At 32.7% G+C, this 16,626-nt stretch carries 15 protein-coding genes; all 15 read left to right on the top strand.

The window, feature by feature from the left end; translation table 11 throughout:
* Positions 1-135: 135 nt before the first annotated feature.
* Positions 136-348 (top strand): 50S ribosomal protein L31, encoded by a 213-nt coding sequence (gene rpmE / locus QMG30_RS02575; RefSeq protein WP_281811924.1) that lies wholly within the window; start codon positions 136-138, stop codon positions 346-348.
* Between the two features lie 199 nt (positions 349-547).
* Positions 548-1,489 carry a DUF1385 domain-containing protein gene (locus QMG30_RS02570; protein WP_281811921.1) on the top strand — a complete coding sequence of 314 codons (942 nt, stop codon included), beginning with the start codon at positions 548-550 and terminating at the stop codon, positions 1,487-1,489.
* Entirely contained in the window at positions 1,458-2,315 is an 858-nt protein-coding gene (prmC, locus tag QMG30_RS02565) for a peptide chain release factor N(5)-glutamine methyltransferase (RefSeq protein WP_281811919.1), read from the top strand. Before QMG30_RS02570 ends, prmC begins: the two co-directional genes overlap by 32 nt.
* A 67-nt stretch (positions 2,316-2,382) precedes the next feature.
* Positions 2,383-3,456, top strand: coding sequence for a peptide chain release factor 1 (gene prfA / locus QMG30_RS02560; RefSeq protein ID WP_281811917.1), 1,074 nt, complete (start codon positions 2,383-2,385; stop codon positions 3,454-3,456).
* A 273-nt stretch (positions 3,457-3,729) separates the two neighbouring features.
* Entirely contained in the window at positions 3,730-4,965 is a 1,236-nt protein-coding gene (locus tag QMG30_RS02555; protein ID WP_281811914.1) for a cation:proton antiporter, read from the top strand.
* A 118-nt stretch (positions 4,966-5,083) separates the two neighbouring features.
* Positions 5,084-5,491, top strand: a complete 408-nt coding sequence (locus QMG30_RS02550) for a P-II family nitrogen regulator (RefSeq protein WP_281811912.1) — start codon at positions 5,084-5,086, stop codon at positions 5,489-5,491.
* 31 nt (positions 5,492-5,522) lie between these two features.
* Positions 5,523-5,876, top strand: a complete 354-nt coding sequence (locus QMG30_RS02545; protein WP_281811910.1) for a hypothetical protein — start codon at positions 5,523-5,525, stop codon at positions 5,874-5,876.
* Between the two features lie 242 nt (positions 5,877-6,118).
* Positions 6,119-6,550, top strand: a complete 432-nt coding sequence (locus QMG30_RS02540; protein WP_281811908.1) for a CBS domain-containing protein — start codon at positions 6,119-6,121, stop codon at positions 6,548-6,550.
* Positions 6,551-7,244: 694 nt separating this feature from the next.
* Positions 7,245-8,516, top strand: coding sequence for a dihydroorotase (locus tag QMG30_RS02535; protein ID WP_281811907.1), 1,272 nt, complete (start codon positions 7,245-7,247; stop codon positions 8,514-8,516).
* Between the two features lie 21 nt (positions 8,517-8,537).
* Positions 8,538-9,461, top strand: coding sequence for an orotidine-5'-phosphate decarboxylase (gene pyrF / locus QMG30_RS02530; protein WP_281811904.1), 924 nt, complete (start codon positions 8,538-8,540; stop codon positions 9,459-9,461).
* Positions 9,462-9,647: 186 nt separating this feature from the next.
* Complete coding sequence (locus QMG30_RS02525) at positions 9,648-10,724, top strand: carbamoyl phosphate synthase small subunit (RefSeq protein ID WP_281811903.1); 1,077 nt, start codon at positions 9,648-9,650, stop codon at positions 10,722-10,724.
* Positions 10,717-13,935 carry a carbamoyl-phosphate synthase large subunit gene (gene carB / locus QMG30_RS02520; protein ID WP_281811901.1) on the top strand — a complete coding sequence of 1,073 codons (3,219 nt, stop codon included), beginning with the start codon at positions 10,717-10,719 and terminating at the stop codon, positions 13,933-13,935. The genes QMG30_RS02525 and carB overlap by 8 nt, the downstream gene beginning before the upstream one ends.
* Positions 13,936-14,029: 94 nt before the next feature.
* A complete protein-coding gene (locus QMG30_RS02515; protein WP_281811899.1) occupies positions 14,030-14,899 on the top strand; it encodes a dihydroorotate dehydrogenase electron transfer subunit in 870 nt (289 codons plus the stop codon).
* Positions 14,896-15,798 (top strand): dihydroorotate dehydrogenase, encoded by a 903-nt coding sequence (locus tag QMG30_RS02510; protein WP_281811897.1) that lies wholly within the window; start codon positions 14,896-14,898, stop codon positions 15,796-15,798. Before QMG30_RS02515 ends, QMG30_RS02510 begins: the two co-directional genes overlap by 4 nt.
* Positions 15,799-15,932: 134 nt before the next feature.
* Positions 15,933-16,607 carry an orotate phosphoribosyltransferase gene (pyrE, locus tag QMG30_RS02505; protein WP_281811895.1) on the top strand — a complete coding sequence of 225 codons (675 nt, stop codon included), beginning with the start codon at positions 15,933-15,935 and terminating at the stop codon, positions 16,605-16,607.
* Positions 16,608-16,626: the final 19 nt, after the last annotated feature.

The raw sequence follows: 16,626 nt of genomic DNA, 5'->3' as shown, positions 1-16,626 counted from the left end.
TATTTTAAATACGATAATTAAAAGTATTGCATACTGTAATTTCATGTGTTATAATATAAAAGCTGTTTTAAAATATAAGTTCGACTTAGGTCGGCATATAAATATTAAGGCTAATATTTGAAAGAGGTGAAACAAATGAAGCAAGGGATTCATCCAAAATATCATCAAGCTAAAGTTAAATGTAACTGTGGTAATGAATTTGTAACAGGATCAACAAATGAGGATATTCATGTTGAAATTTGTTCCAAATGTCATCCATTCTACACAGGAACACAAAAAGCAGTTTCTGCTCGCGGACGTATAGATAAATTCAACCGTAAATACGGTATTAATCAAGAAAATAACTAATAAGTAGATAAGTTGAGGATTAACCTCAACTTTTTTTCTCATTAAATGTAAATATTTTTCTGTTTTTTTGAAATTCTAAAATGTGACATATTCCCTTTTTTCTTGGTTTTTTAATATATAAATGAAAAGTAGATTAATAAAAGATATCATGTTATAATTAATTAGTCCTAAAAATAATAATATATGGAAGTGATATAAATTGAAAAGAGTTGATATAGGAGGTCAAGCTGTAATAGAAGGTGTTATGATGAAGAATAAAAACACCTATGCTGTAGCTATCAGAAAGCCAGATAAAGAGATTATTGTTGATAAAAAAGAATATACCAGTTTTTCAGAAAAAGTGAAATTTTTTAAATTACCATTGTTTCGAGGTATGTTGGCATTTATCGAATCATTGGTGATTGGTATGAAGATCCTCACTTTCTCAGCAGAATTCTTTGAAGTTGAAGAAGAGGATAAGGAAAAAGAACCTGATAAATTCGATAAGTTTCTTAGTAAAATATTCGGAGATAAATTAGATAATGTTATAGTTGGTTTTTCAGTGGTAATGTCAATAATATTAGCTATAGGATTATTTGTATTATTACCATTAGGTATATCACAGTTGGTAAAAGACATATTGCCAAGTGAAAATCTAATTAATCTAGTTGATGGTGTAATACGTGTTGTAATATTCCTATCATACTTAAAGATAATATCATTGATGAAAGATATACAAAGAGTCTTTCAATATCATGGAGCAGAGCATAAATCAATAAATTGTTTAGAAAGTGAAGAAGAATTGACAGTTGAAAATATTAGAAAACAATCAAGACAACATAAAAGATGTGGTACTAACTTTTTATTGATAGTAGTTCTTATGAGTATATTGGTATTGATGATTATTGATGTTAGAACATTTTGGTTAAGATTCGCAGTGAGATTATTATGCTTGCCATTGATAGCTGGTTTATCTTATGAAATTATCAGATGGTTAGGCAGATCAGAATCAAAATTAGCTAATATTATAGCTAAACCAGGATTATTGTTACAAAATTTGACAACAAGAGAACCAGATGATTCACAGATAGAAGTTGCTATAGCTTCTTTGAAAGGGGTCTTAGTTACTGATGAAGAAGACCATAAGGAATGTATTGGATGATGGTATAAAGACTCTATCTAAAAATGATGTACTTGATGCTAGAATAGATGCAAATCTATTATTGGAACATGTACTTCAGGTAGATAAAATATATACATTAGTTAATGGAAATGAATTGTTATCAGATGAAGATTATGATAGATATAATAATCTTATAAATATAAGAGCTAAGGGGAAACCCCTTCAATATATAATTGGATATCAAGAATTCATGGGATTAACATTTAAAGTGGATAGAAATGTATTGATTCCAAGACAAGATACGGAAATTCTTGTAATAGAAGCAATTAAATATATAAAAGAAAACGATATAACCAGTATATTGGAAATTGGTACAGGTACAGGATGTATACCTATCAGTATATGTTGTGATTGCCAAAATGTACATGCTACTACAGTTGATATCTCAAGTGAAGCTATAGATATCGCTAAACATAATGCAATAATTAATGATGTCGATGATAGAATCCAATTCATACAAAGTAATCTATTTGAAAATATAGATGAAGGTATAGAGTTTCAACTATTCATATCTAATCCACCTTATATAAGAAGTAGTGATATCGATGGATTGATGAAAGAAGTAAAAGAATACGAACCTATAAAAGCTTTGGATGGAGGAATAGATGGACTATATTTTTATAGAGAGATCTCCAGACAAATAAAAAATAGGACCAAGAAAAGGAGTTATGTTTTATATGAAGTAGGATATGATCAAGGTATAGACGTTAAAAATATTCTAGAAGCACTAGGATACGATGATATTAGAATATATAAAGATCTTGCAGGTATTAATAGAGTGGTTGCTGGTGCATATAATAAATAAGGGATTACAAATAAAATATAATATTCATAATTATAAATTCCCTAACTTAATATAGAGAGGTGTAGTTATGTTTGGTAAATTAGACGGCATAGTAAGTAAATTTGAAGAAATATCAGAAATGATTAATGATCCGGAGATTATTAGTCAGCAAGACAAATGGCGTAAGCTTATGAAGGAACATAGTGATTTAATGCCCATTGTTGAAAAATATAAGGAATATAAGAATACTAAAATTAATATAGACGACAGTTTAGCTATTCTCGAAGAAGAAGAAGATCCAGAAATGAAGGAAATGGCTAAAGAAGAACTTAATGAAAGTAAAGAACGATTAACTGAAATAGAAGAAGAAATAAAAATTTTATTATTACCCAAAGACCCTAATGACGATAAAAACGTGTTTGTTGAAATTAGAGGCGGAGCTGGAGGAGATGAAGCAGCTCTATTTGCTGGAAGTCTATTCCGTATGTATTCAAGATATGCTGAAAGAAGTAGATGGAAAGTTGAATTAATAAGTTTTAATGAATGTGGTGTTGGCGGTTTTAAAGAAGTAGTATTCATGATTACAGGAAAAGGTGCTTACTCAAAATTAAAATATGAAAGTGGTGTGCATCGTGTTCAGAGAGTTCCTGTTACAGAATCAGGAGGAAGAATTCATACTTCCACAGTAACAGTAGCTGTTTTGCCAGAAGTTGAAGATGTGGCAGTTGAGATTAATATGAATGATGTAAGAGTAGATGTTTTCAGAGCTTCTGGTAATGGAGGTCAGTGTGTAAATACAACTGATTCTGCTGTTAGAATAACTCACTTGCCAACTGGTTTAGTAGTTAGTTGCCAAGATGAGAAATCTCAGCTCAAGAATAAAGATAAAGCTATGAAAGTACTTCGTTCGAGATTGTTTGACATGGAACAAGCGAAACAACAAAAAGAATTAGCTGAGAATAGAAAAAGCCAGGTAGGTACAGGTGATAGAAGTGAAAAAATACGTACCTATAATTTCCCTCAAGGAAGAGTTACGGATCACAGAATAAAACTTACTCTACACAGGCTAGATAGTATTTTGGATGGAGATATAGAAGAAATCGTTGATAGTTTAATAACAGCTGATCAAACTCAAAAATTAAAAAACATTGCAAATGTATAATAAAAATAGTCAAAGTTAATATATTAACTTTGACTATTTTGAAGTTACATAATTCAAATAAGTATCTTTGGGTATGAGTAAACTCATATTTTATTGTGCACTTTTGTCATATTAAACTAAAATAATAGCGTTTTTCGACAAAAATTCTATATATATTACGAAAAAAATAACTAATATACTTTTATATTTGACATTATTACCATTGCATATTGCACATAATAGTAGTAGAATCTAATTTGTGCTAATTTAAAATTATATTAGGGGGCATAAAAAATGGATTTATCAGCAATGATGCAACATGCACAAGGGTATGAATTTTTACTACAGCTGGCAATACTTTTAGTAGCAGCCGCAATTGGTGGATGGTTGGCTTCAAAGGTATCAATGCCACCAGTTCTTGGACAAATATTAGTGGGAATAATAATTGGTCCGACAGTATTTAATTTAGTAGATGGCAAAAATGATCTAATACATGATATATCACAAATAGGTGTTATATTTTTAATGTTTTTAGCCGGTTTGGAAACTGATTTGAAAGAACTTAAGTCATCTGGAAAAGGTGCTTCAATAATAGCAATGGGTGGTGTTCTGTTACCGTTAGGATTAGGAACTTTGGTTCCTTTATTGTTTTTTAAGAATTTTTTACCTGATGGTGACGCTCATCATCAATTAATGTTTGCTTTATATATAGGTACAATATTAACAGCAACTTCTGTTAGTATTTCTGTTTCAGTTCTTAGAGATATGAAACAATTAGGTAGTAAACAAGGAATTTCCATATTAGGTGCGGCTATAATTGATGATGTATTGGGAATCGTTCTATTAGCGGTAGTATCAGGTATGGTTAATCCTTCAGGAGATACAGATATAAAACAATTGATGATAAAAATAGTATCATTCTTCATTATAGCTGTTTTAGCAGGAATAATTATTTCAAAAGGAATAACAAAATTTGCGCAAGGTTCTGTGTGGAGAGATAGAATCGTAACATTTGCGATAATTTTATGTTTCATATTTGCTTATATGGCTGAAATGTTTAGTGTAGCAGCAATTACAGGTGCATATTTTGCAGGAGTAGCTCTTGCTGCAACTCCTTACAGACACCGTGTTGTTAGTAAAATACAATCATTTGCATATGCGTTATTTACACCAATATTTTTTGTTAGTATAGGACTTAATGCAGTAATAACAAGTGATATAGTTAATTATATTGGCTATGCTTTAGTAATTGTAACAATAGCTGTTGTAGGTAAAATTGTTGGTTGTGGTGTTAGTGCAAGGATATCAGGATTTAATGGAAAGCATTCATTACAAATAGGTGTTGGTATGATAGCCCGGGCTGAGGTAGCATTAATAGTTGCTAATCAGGGACTAAGCAGTGGAATAATAACAAATCAAACTTTTACAAGTGTTGTTTTATTAGTAGTGATATCAACAATTGTGACACCTCCGCTTCTAAAATTATTATTTAAAAAAGAAAAACCTGTTGAAGTATCAGACGGCAAATAGTATAATGATATTTTAATAGGGAATGTCATATTATTGAGATAATTAATAAGTTCTAATCAATGACTATTAATAGTCCAAATTTGGACTTAATAATAATAAAGCATAAAGGAGTGATAGTGTGTTTGTATTGTTTATAGTATTGAATGAGCCTGAATATTTACCAGAAGTCTTATTCAAAATGAAACAATTAGGTATAAGAGGGGCAACTGTAATTGATAGTATGGGTGCTACTGCTATCAGCAAAGACATTTATAGCATACCTGTAATTGGCGGTTTTATGAAATCTATTGATGGTGATACTCATTATAACAAAACATTATTTTCTGTTATTGAACGTGAAGACCAAGTTGACTTGGTAATGAATCATATCGAAAAAGTATTGGGTGGCGATATGAAAAAGCCTAATAAAGGGATTATGTTTGTATTGCCAGTTACACATATGAGAGGCGGAGAATTACAACGTCACATCGAAAGTAGAGAAAATAAGAAGATTTTGGCTAAAGAATTTGAAAGTGAATATTATTAATTTAATCCTATTTAAGAAAAGAGGATGATATATGGTAAATTGTAAATATATTCTTTTTATAGTGATAAATGATATTAAAAAGTCCAAAAGCATAAAGAAAAAGTTAGCAGAATTAAATATATCACGGTATACAGTTGTTGATACATTTGGATTATCAACATTGGATGGCTTTAATGCAAAAATATCCCACAAGACATTTAATTATATGAACAATGCGGATAATAAAAAATATAATAAAACAATATTTGTTGCACTTCCAACAGAGGAAGCTGTATTAAAGACTATGAATGAAATTGAAAAAATACTAGAATTAGATAAAGGTGGTACAGGAAAAGGAATCATGTTTACTGTCCCTATTTATAGAAGTCATGGTATAAGAATATAGTTATAAGTAATCTCCAGCTAAAAAGGGTTGGAGATTTTTTTTATCATATATATATATATGCAATTGATAAAAATGATATATATATTAAATAATTGACCATATTATATTCAGGTTGATTTATATGGTTGGCAACTTACATTTTATAAGGGTATATTTAGTAGTTCATTAACTTTATGTATATAAAATTATCTTTCTTCTAATAATATTTGTGTATATATTTATTAAAAGGAGAGGTGACTATTATGAAAGCTAAAGAAATTATGACATCAGATATAGTTTCTGTTTGTGAGGATACTTCTATAAAAGAAGTTGCTAGGAAGATGAGAGATGAAGATATTGGATCAGTTCCTGTTGAAGATAATAATCAATTGATAGGAATTGTAACTGATCGAGATATTGTATTAAAAACTATTGCTGAAGATGTTAATGTTGAAAATGCAAAATGTAAAGATATAATGACAAAAGATGTTGTTACTGCTACACCAGATATGAATGTAAAAGATGTTGCAGATCTTATGTCTCATAATCAAGTCAAAAGAATTCCTGTTGTGGAAGACAAAAATGTAGTAGGAATAATCTCATTAAAGGATTTATCACAGGCTAGAACTTATGAAGACGAGGCTGGGGAAGTATTAAATGATATAACTGAAGATGATTATGACAGATTTAGTTAAAGTAGCTTCTGTTATATTGATAAATGTTTAATTGATTATATTAATTATAGTTTTTATTGACGAAGGCAGTTCTATTTGGATAGAACTGCCATTATTTCAAAACAAACCATAAAAAGTCATTAAAATATATACCAATATATCTAAATATACCTAATAAATAATATAATATTAATAAAATGTATTTGATAAATTGAAATAATAAAAAATATTTAGAAATTGCTTAATTTATTAAAGGTTATATAAGCAATTTTAATAAAATTAATACTTATTAAAATTATTATATTATATATTTATAAGCACTAAAATTAAATAGAAAGTTATTGACTTTTGCAATTGGTTATGCTATCATTTATAAAAATGTATAAGGCAAATTCGACAGTACGCAAGTCGACCTTTAAATTGGTACAGAGAGACCAGCAAGGGAGGAAATAATGATGCGAGACATCGGTGCGTTCTTTTATTGTATAAAAAATTATAGAAATATTGTAAATGATAATGGTAAGACAGATAATATTATTATGGAAATGCTGTCCTCATTTGTAATTGAAAAAAATAAATTTTGCTATATTAGGGAATATATATGATAACACTTAGTTATTATCATATGTATTCCCTTTTTTAAAAAAAGATATTTATATTCAATTCTGTATGTAGACTTTATTAATAAGGTTATAAGTTGAAGGAGGTTTATTAAATGAAGTTATTGATTAAAAATGGAACGGTTATTAATCCAAAATATAGTTCAATGAAAAAGCTAGATATACTTATTGAGAATGAGATGATAAATAAAATAGAACAAAATATTAGTTGCCAAGAAGCAGATAAAATATTGGAAGCAGATGGTTTATGGGTGACACCAGGACTTATAGATGTACATGTACATCTAAGAGAACCAGGTTTCGAACATAAGGAAACAATAGCTACAGGAAGCAGAAGTGCAGCAGCAGGAGGATTTACTACTATATGTGCTATGCCAAATACGAATCCTGCTATAGACACACCAGAATTAATTAGATTTATTAGGGATAAAGCTAAAAAAGAATCAGTTGTAAACGTTTTGCCTATCGGAGCAATAACTTTAGGTCAAGACGGGGAAAAATTGGTAGATATTGAAGCTATGGTAGAGGCTGGAGCATGTGCTTTTAGTGAAGACGGTAAATCAGTTATGAATGCAAAAATGTTAAATGATGCAATGAAGATTGCAAAAACAAAGAACATACCTATATTATCACATTGTGAAGATGCTAATATGGCTAAAGAAGGGATAATGAATGAAGGAGTTGCTAATAAGTTAGGTGTTATAGGAATACCTACAGAAGCAGAAGATATAATAGTTTCAAGAGATATAATATTAGCATCCAAAACGGGAGTTAAACTTCATATCTGTCATATTAGTACAAAAGAAAGTATAGAGTTCTTAAGAAATGCTAAAGATAGAGGCGTAGATGTAACTGCTGAAGTTTGTCCACACCATTATACATTAACAGAAGAAGATGTTACATTAGATAATACTAATACAAAAATGAATCCGCCATTAAGAAGTAAAGAGGATGTTGAAGCTATAAAAAAAGCTCTGAAAGATGGATTGATTGAAATAATAGCTACAGATCATGCTCCACATAGTTCAGAAGAAAAAAATAGAGGATATGAAAAAGCTCCTAATGGAATTGTAGGATTAGAAACAGCTGTTCCACTAGGAATTACTGAATTAGTTGAAACAGGAATATTAACACCTATAGAACTGATTAAGAAAATGAGTTATACTCCAGCTAAAATGTTAGGTATTGATAAAGGTAATTTAGAGATTGGAAAAGTAGCGGATATAACAATCATTGATCCTAAACAAGAATATGAAATCGATATAAACAAATTCAGTTCCAAAAGCAAAAACAGTCCTTTCCATAATAGACATGTAAAAGGAAAGGTTAAATATACAATAGTTAATGGAAAAGTAGTATTTGAATAATAATCAAGGAGGAATAGAAAGATGATAGATAGTTTAATAAGAAAAATAAAAGAGATGAATAATGCAACTGTTGTAGGGTTAGATCCAAGACTTAATTTTGTACCAGAGTATATAAAAGAAAAATCATATGATAAGTATGGAAAGACTCTTCAAGGTGCTTCAGATGCGTTTTATAACTTCAATAAAGAGATAATAGATAATATATTTGATTTGGTACCAGCGGTAAAACCTCAAGTTGCAATGTATGAGCAGTTTGGTGTTCATGGTTTGAACGCTTACATCAATACAATCAATTATGCTAAGGAAAAAGGGCTTATAGTAATAGGAGATATAAAAAGAAGTGATATAGCTTCTACTGCAATGGCTTATTCTAACGGACATATTGGTAGGGTTGAAGTTGAGGAAGAGTCATTTGAGGTGTATAGAGAGGATTATATCACTCTTAATCCATACCTAGGATATGATTCTATTGAACCTTATATAGGAAATTGCAATAAATATGATAAAGGACTGTTTGTTTTAGTTAAGACATCTAATCCAAATAGTGGTGAAATACAGGATCTTGTAGTTGATGGTGAGAAGATATATGAAAGAGTAGGAAAGCTCGTAGCTCAGTGGGGCGAGAAGTCAATGGGTGAGCTTGGATATAGCAGGATAGGAGCTGTTGTTGGAGCGACTTATCCAAAACAGAGTACGGAGCTTAGAAAGATTATGCCTAAGATTTTCTTCTTAGTGCCTGGATATGGAGCACAGGGTGCTACTGCTGAGGATTTGGCAGGATGCTTCAATAAGGATGGATTAGGAGCTATAGTGAATTCATCAAGAGGGATTATAGCGGCTTATACTAAGGATGAGTATAAGAAGAAGTTTAGAGAAGAGGAATTTGGTAAGGCAGCTAGAGAAGCTGTTATTAGGATGAGGGATGACCTGAATAGGGTGAGATAGAATCTCTTAATTATAAGTATTTAGTGTAGCACGGTCAGGGAGTCAAGAAGTATGTTTTGCCGTCAAGTCAAACGTCCGTGTTTAAATTGCCTGGCTCACCGTCTGTGGTATATAGATAAAAAAGATAAAAGTAAAATTTAGTTACTGTTTATAGATAATAGATGACTTTAAAAGGAGTTTGCTAATATGAAGGCTAGATTGATTCTTGAGAATGGTACTGTTTTTCATGGGAGAGCTTTTGGGTATCTTAAGGAAACAGTTGGAGAGGTTGTTTTTAATACAGGGATGACAGGTTATCAGGAAGTGTTGACAGATCCGTCTTATTATGGACAGATAGTTACAATGACATATCCTTTGATTGGTAATTATGGAATCAATATTGATGATATGCAGTCTAAAGGAGCTAAGGTTAGAGGGTTCGTAGTTAGAGAGAAATGTAATGAGCCTAGCAACTGGAGATGTGAGTTTGAACTTGATACATATCTTAAGGAAAATAGAATATTAGGTATAGAAGGTGTAGATACTAGGGCACTTACTAAGATTATAAGAAATTATGGTACTATGAAGGGAATTATTACTGTAAGAGACTTGACAGATAGTCAGATCAAATTAAAGTTGGATGGATTTAGCAACAAGAATGCTGTTAAAGAGGTTACGACCAAAGAAATTAAGGTACAAGATGGACAAGGATTACATATAGCTATAATGGATTTTGGAATCAAACAGAATATCATAGATTCTTTCAAAAAAAGAGGATGTAAATTAACAATATTTCCTGCCGGTGCAAATGCAGAGGACATTTTGGCGGTTGAACCTGATGGGGTGTTTTTATCAAATGGACCTGGAGATCCTAAAGATATACCAGAATCTATAGTTGAGATTAAGAAGTTAGTGGGGAAAAAACCTATAACTGGTATTTGTCTAGGGCATCAGCTATTAGCATTAGCTTTGGGAGGTAATACCGAGAAATTGAAATTTGGTCATAGAGGAGCCAATCATCCTGTGAAAGACATGAAGACAGGTAAAATAATGATAACTTCTCAGAATCATGGTTATGTGGTAACTGGTGAAGGACTTCCTGAAGATGTCAATGTGACACATATAAATGTTAATGACAATACAATTGAAGGAATGAGACATAATAAATACAGCATATATAGTATACAATTTCATCCAGAAGCTTGTCCTGGACCATATGATACAGCTGGGATTTTTGATGAGTTTATTGATACTATAAGTAAGGGAGGAAGACATAATGCCTAAAGATATGAGTATAAAAAAAGTTTTAGTAATTGGTTCAGGACCTATCGTAATCGGTCAAGCAGCTGAGTTTGATTATTCAGGGACTCAAGCTTGTCAAGCACTTAGAGAAGAAGGAATTGAAACTGTACTTGTTAACAGTAATCCTGCGACAATCATGACAGATAAGGAAATTGCGGATAAAGTTTATATTGAACCCCTTACTGTTGAGTATCTAGAAAAAGTCATCAAGATAGAAAGACCAGATAGTTTGATAGCAGGAATGGGTGGACAAACAGGATTAAATATAGCTGTAGAGCTCTATGACAGTGGTATATTGGATAAATATGATGTCAGGGTAATAGGAACTTCTATAGAAGCAATAAAAGAAGGTGAAGATAGGGAAGATTTCAAGAAATTAATGGAGAAAATCAATCAACCTGTTATCGAAAGTAAAATAGTGACCAGTATGGAAGAAGGAGTAGAATTCGCTGGTAAGATTGGTTATCCAGTTGTTGTAAGACCTGCATATACACTAGGAGGCAGCGGTGGAGGAATCGCCGAAGACAGAGAAGAGTTAAAACAAATATTAGCAAAGGGACTTCAACTTAGTAGAGTTGGTCAAGTACTCCTTGAAAAATCAATAAAAGGCTGGAAAGAGATAGAATATGAGGTAATGAGAGACTCATTTGGTAACTGTATTACAGTTTGTAATATGGAAAATATCGATCCTGTTGGTGTACACACTGGAGATAGTATTGTAGTAGCTCCTTCACAGACTCTATCGGACGTTGAATATCAGATGCTAAGAAAAGCTTCCATAGATATTATAAATGCAATTGGAATCGAAGGAGGATGTAACGTTCAGTTAGCACTTCATCCAGAAAGTTTTGAGTATGCAGTTATTGAGATTAACCCAAGAGTAAGTCGTTCCTCTGCTTTAGCATCAAAAGCTACAGGATATCCTATAGCGAAAGTGAGTGCTAAGATAGCTCTCGGTTATGGATTAGATGAAATCAGTAATGCTGTAACTAAAAAAACGAAAGCATGTTTTGAACCTACATTAGATTATTGTGTAATAAAGATACCAAAATGGCCTTTCGATAAATTCAGAAGGGCTAAGAAGACTTTGGGAACCAAAATGATGGCAACCGGTGAAGTCATGGCCATAGGAAATAACTTCGAAGCTGCATTATTAAAAGCAATTCGTTCTCTGGAAATAGGAGAATATTCGTTATACCATAAGAAAGCAGCTACAAGAAGTTTAGCAGAACTAAAAAGAAGAGTTCAGATACCTGATGACGAGAGATTATTCGATTTAGCAGAATTATTACGAAGAAATTATAGAATAGATAAAGTATGCAAGATTACTGGAATAGACGAATTTTTTGTAAATAAGATAAAAGGAATAGTTAATGAAGAAGAGAAACTTAGAAGTAATACAATAGATGATATAGATAGAGAATGGATGTTATTCCTTAAGAAAAAAGGATTTTCAGATAAAGCAATCGCTGATTTTGTAGGATGTAAACCTGTAGAAGTCTATAATCTTAGAAAAGCATATCATATAAAAGCAGTATTCAAGATGGTAGACACATGTGGAGGAGAGTTTGAAGCATTATCTCCTTATTATTATTCAACATATGACGAATACGATGAAGTAGAAGTATCGGATAAGAAGAAAGTCATGGTTATAGGTTCTGGTCCTATTAGAATCGGTCAGGGTATAGAATTTGATTACTGTAGTGTACACAGTATCATAGCCCTTAGAAAAGCAGGGATAGAAACAATAATAGCTAATAATAATCCAGAAACCGTTAGTACAGATTTTGATACTGCCGATAAACTATATTTTGAACCGTTAACAGAAGAAGATGTTCTCAACATAATAGAAAAAGAAAATCCTGATGGAGTGATACTTCAATTCGGAGGACAAACAGCTATTAAGCTTGCAGGTTTCTTAGATGAAATGAATGTAAACGTATTAGGAACTAAACCTGAGCAGATCGATGAAGCAGAAGATAGAGAGAAATTTGATGAACTGATGGAATCACTTGGAATAGAGAGACCGAAAGGTAAAGCAGTATGGAATCTCGAAGAAGGATTAGATGAAGCAGAATTATTAGGTTATCCGGTACTTGTTAGACCATCATATGTACTTGGTGGACAGGGAATGGAAATTACTTATGATAAAATAGAATTAGAGAGATATCTAGTTCAAGCTTTTGAAAGAGATAGTAAGAATCCTGTATTGATTGACAGGTACTTAATTGGTAGAGAAATAGAAGTAGATGCTATATGCGATGGTCAAGATATTCTAATACCGGGAATTATGGAACATCTTGAAAGAGCTGGTGTTCATTCAGGTGATAGTATATCAATATATCCTTCTATCAATATAGAACAAGAAATTAAGGATAAAATACTTAATCATACCAAGCAGATAGCAGTAGCATTAAAAGTTATCGGAATGATTAACATCCAATATATAGAATATAAAAACGAATTGTACATCATAGAAGTGAATCCAAGATCTTCAAGGACCGTGCCTTATATAAGTAAAGTAACAGGAGTACCAATGATAGATCTAGCAACAAAAGTTATGTTAGGAAGCAAATTAGAAGATTTAGGATATGGTACGGGAGTATATAAGGAAGCGGATACCATTGCAATAAAAGTACCAGTGTTCTCAACACAAAAACTTCCTGATGTTGAAGTTAGTTTAGGACCTGAAATGAGATCAACAGGTGAAGTGTTAGGAGTAGGAAAGACTTTTGAAGAGGCACTTTTCAAAGGATTCATAGCATCTGGGATGAATATGCCGAAAAAGGGCGGAACAATATTAGCGACTATCAAACCATATGACCAAGAAGAATTTATTCCTATTGCAAAAGGATTTGCAAATAGAGGATATAGATTTCTTGCCACAGAAGGAACAGCTAAGATTCTTAGAGAACATAATATTGATGTAAGCATAGTTAAGAAAATAAGTGAAGGTGTGCCTAATATACTGGATTTAATAAGAAGCGGTATGCTTGACTTGGTAATAAATACACCTACTAAGGCAAATGATTCTACTAGGGATGGATTTAGGATAAGAAGAGCTGCAATAGAGGCTTCGGTTCCTGTATTGACTTCTCTTGATACGGCTAGAGGGTTGTTGGATATACTTGATTCAGAGCTAGGTAGTGAAGATACCGAGGTATATAATTTAGGGGTCAGGGTAAAGTGTTAGAATCACTTGCCTTACCCTGAGAAGCGGTCGGTCTGCGTGATTCTAACACTTTACCCTTCGGTTTTTGCAAGACGGGAGAGTGTAAAGGGATTGCGTGGGGAATGATAGTGGAAGAGGAACTATTGTATATAGAAATGATTTATTAGGTTATCATATGAGTATAGGATTAGAAAGGGAAGATATTATGTGTCAGGAAAGTTATAATGATAAAGTGTTGGCTGAGATAGTTGTTAATGAAAAAATTGCGGATAGAGTTTATAGGATGGTTTTTAGAGAGAAGCAGATTGCTGAGGAAGCGAGAGCGGGACAGTTCATTAATGTTTATTGTAAGGCGGAAAGTAGGATATTGCCTAGACCTATTAGTATTTGTGAGGTAGATAGAGAGAATGGGTTAGTTACTATTGTATATATGATCGTTGGAATGGGGACAAAAGAGTTCTCTGAGTTGAAAACGGGGGATAAAGTTGAGGTGTTAGGTCCATTAGGTAATGGGTTTACACTAAGAGATTGTGAAGATAATGTTATTGTTGGTGGTGGAGTAGGTGCACCACCTCTACTTGAGGTTGTTAAGAGATTGCCAGGTAAGAAGAGAGTCTTTCTTGGGTTTAGGAGTGGAGCTTTTCTGGTTGATGAATTCAGGAAGTATGCAGAAGTTTATGTGGCTACGGATGATGGTTCGGTAGGAGATAAAGGTACTGTTGTTGATTTGATGAGAAAAGTTGGAGTGAAGAGTGGAAATATATATTCTTGTGGACCTAAACCTATGTTGGCTGCTGTGCAGGATATGGCAGAAGAATTAGGGATTAATGCTCAGATTTCTTTGGAAGAGAGAATGGGTTGTGGTATTGGTGCTTGTGTTGGATGCATTTGTAAGATAAAAGCAGATAATGAAGTAGGGTATACTTATAAGAAGGTATGTAAAGATGGACCAATTTTTGATGCTAAGGAGGTAATGTTTGAATGATGACTTCGGTAAATATTGCAGGGGTTGATTTTAAGAATCCTGTTATGACTGCTTCTGGAACTTTTGGATCAGGTAGAGAATATTCTAAGTTTGTTGATCTTAATAGGCTGGGAGGAGTAGTCGTTAAAGGTGTAGCCAGTAAAGAATGGTTAGGGAATCCTGCACCAAGAATTGCGGAAACATATGGAGGTATGCTTAATGCGGTTGGATTGCAGAATCCAGGAGTTGATGTGTTTATTGAAGAGGACATACCTTTTCTGAGACAATATGATACTAATATAATTGTTAATATAGCTGGAAAGACAGTTGAAGAGTATGTTGAAGTGGCCAAAAGACTAAGAGATGCTGATATTGATATGATAGAGCTTAATATATCTTGTCCTAATGTGAAAGAGGGCGGTGTAGCTTTTGGTACAGATCCTAAGATGGCTGAGTATGTGACTAGTGAGGTTAAGAAGTATGCTAAGCAACCGTTGATTGTTAAATTAAGTCCTAATGTTACTGATATTACGGAAATAGCAAGGGCTGTAGAAGCAGGTGGGGCTGATGCTGTATCATTAATTAATACTTTGCTTGGAATGAAGATTGATATATATAAGAGGAAACCTATCCTAGCTAACAGAGTTGGAGGTTTTTCTGGCCCAGCAATAAAACCAGTAGCGGTGAGAATGGTGAATCAGGTATATAATAGTATTAAACTGCCTATAATAGGGCTTGGAGGAATATGTACTGGTGAAGATGCTATAGAATTTATTTTGGCGGGAGCAACGGGAGTTGCTGTTGGTACTGCTAATTTTAGTAATCCTAGAGCTACGATTGATGTGGTTGAAGGTATAGAGAGGTATATGGATGTTATGGGAGTTGGAGATGTTAATGAATTGATTGGGAATATAGATTAACGGTCGGGGAGTAAAGGAGTATGGTTCGCTACTTCACATACCCCTTTACTCCCATCGGTGGTGGAAGTTGGGATAGATGTAAGTAAGAATTTTGGTTATATAATAAGATTGGAAGATATAGGAGGATTAATATTATGGAGCAGTATAAGAGAGAGTTTATCGAGTTCATGGTGGAGTGTGGGGTTCTTACTTTTGGTGATTTTGTGACTAAGAGTGGGAGGAAGACTCCGTTCTTCGTTAATACTGGGAATTATAGGACTGGTAGTCAGTTAAGTAGGCTTAGTGAGTTTTATGCAAAGGCGATTATGGGTAATTTTGATGGTGATTTCAATGTGTTGTTTGGACCAGCTTACAAGGGGATTCCTTTGAGTGTTACTACGGCTGTAGCTCTTAGTAACAGCTATGGAAAGGAAGTTTCATATTGTTCCAATAGGAAAGAGATTAAGGATCATGGTGATAAGGGAATTTTGCTTGGAAGTAAGTTGAAAGATGGTGACAAGGTTATTATCATTGAGGATGTTACTACTGCAGGGACTTCCATATATGAGACTATGCCTATTATTAAAGCTAATGGGGATGTAGATGTGAAAGGATTGATTATCTCTGTGGATAGAATGGAAAAAGGGCAGGGAGATGAGAGTGCTCTTAATGAATTGGCAGAGAAGTTCAATATGAAAACATGTGCTATAGTGACTATGGATGAGGTTGTTGAGCATCTATATAAAAGAGAGATTGATGGAAAGGTACTTATTGATGATGATATAAAAGACAAAATTGACGAATATTACAGTATTTATAGAGGAAAATAGGCAAAATAATTAACTATGA

The sequence above is a fragment of the Vallitalea longa genome (assembly GCF_027923465.1).
Classification (GTDB): Bacteria; Bacillota; Clostridia; order Lachnospirales; family Vallitaleaceae; genus Vallitalea; species Vallitalea longa.
The sequence above is the reverse complement of the archived record's forward strand: the minus strand, read 5'-3'. Positions and strand labels throughout refer to the sequence as shown.

Bases quoted from the DNA above. Each gene is read 5' to 3' on its own strand.
- rpmE (WP_281811924.1), top strand. From the start codon at position 136: ATGAAGCAAGGGATTCATCCAAAATATCATCAAGCTAAAGTTAAATGT.
- prmC (WP_281811919.1), top strand. From the start codon at position 1,458: ATGAAGAAGACCATAAGGAATGTATTGGATGATGGTATAAAGACTCTA.
- prfA (WP_281811917.1), top strand. From the start codon at position 2,383: ATGTTTGGTAAATTAGACGGCATAGTAAGTAAATTTGAAGAAATATCA.
- QMG30_RS02555 (WP_281811914.1), top strand. From the start codon at position 3,730: ATGGATTTATCAGCAATGATGCAACATGCACAAGGGTATGAATTTTTA.
- QMG30_RS02545 (WP_281811910.1), top strand. From the start codon at position 5,523: ATGGTAAATTGTAAATATATTCTTTTTATAGTGATAAATGATATTAAA.
- QMG30_RS02540 (WP_281811908.1), top strand. From the start codon at position 6,119: ATGAAAGCTAAAGAAATTATGACATCAGATATAGTTTCTGTTTGTGAG.
- QMG30_RS02535 (WP_281811907.1), top strand. From the start codon at position 7,245: ATGAAGTTATTGATTAAAAATGGAACGGTTATTAATCCAAAATATAGT.
- pyrF (WP_281811904.1), top strand. From the start codon at position 8,538: ATGATAGATAGTTTAATAAGAAAAATAAAAGAGATGAATAATGCAACT.
- QMG30_RS02525 (WP_281811903.1), top strand. From the start codon at position 9,648: ATGAAGGCTAGATTGATTCTTGAGAATGGTACTGTTTTTCATGGGAGA.
- carB (WP_281811901.1), top strand. From the start codon at position 10,717: ATGCCTAAAGATATGAGTATAAAAAAAGTTTTAGTAATTGGTTCAGGA.
- QMG30_RS02510 (WP_281811897.1), top strand. From the start codon at position 14,896: ATGATGACTTCGGTAAATATTGCAGGGGTTGATTTTAAGAATCCTGTT.
- pyrE (WP_281811895.1), top strand. From the start codon at position 15,933: ATGGAGCAGTATAAGAGAGAGTTTATCGAGTTCATGGTGGAGTGTGGG.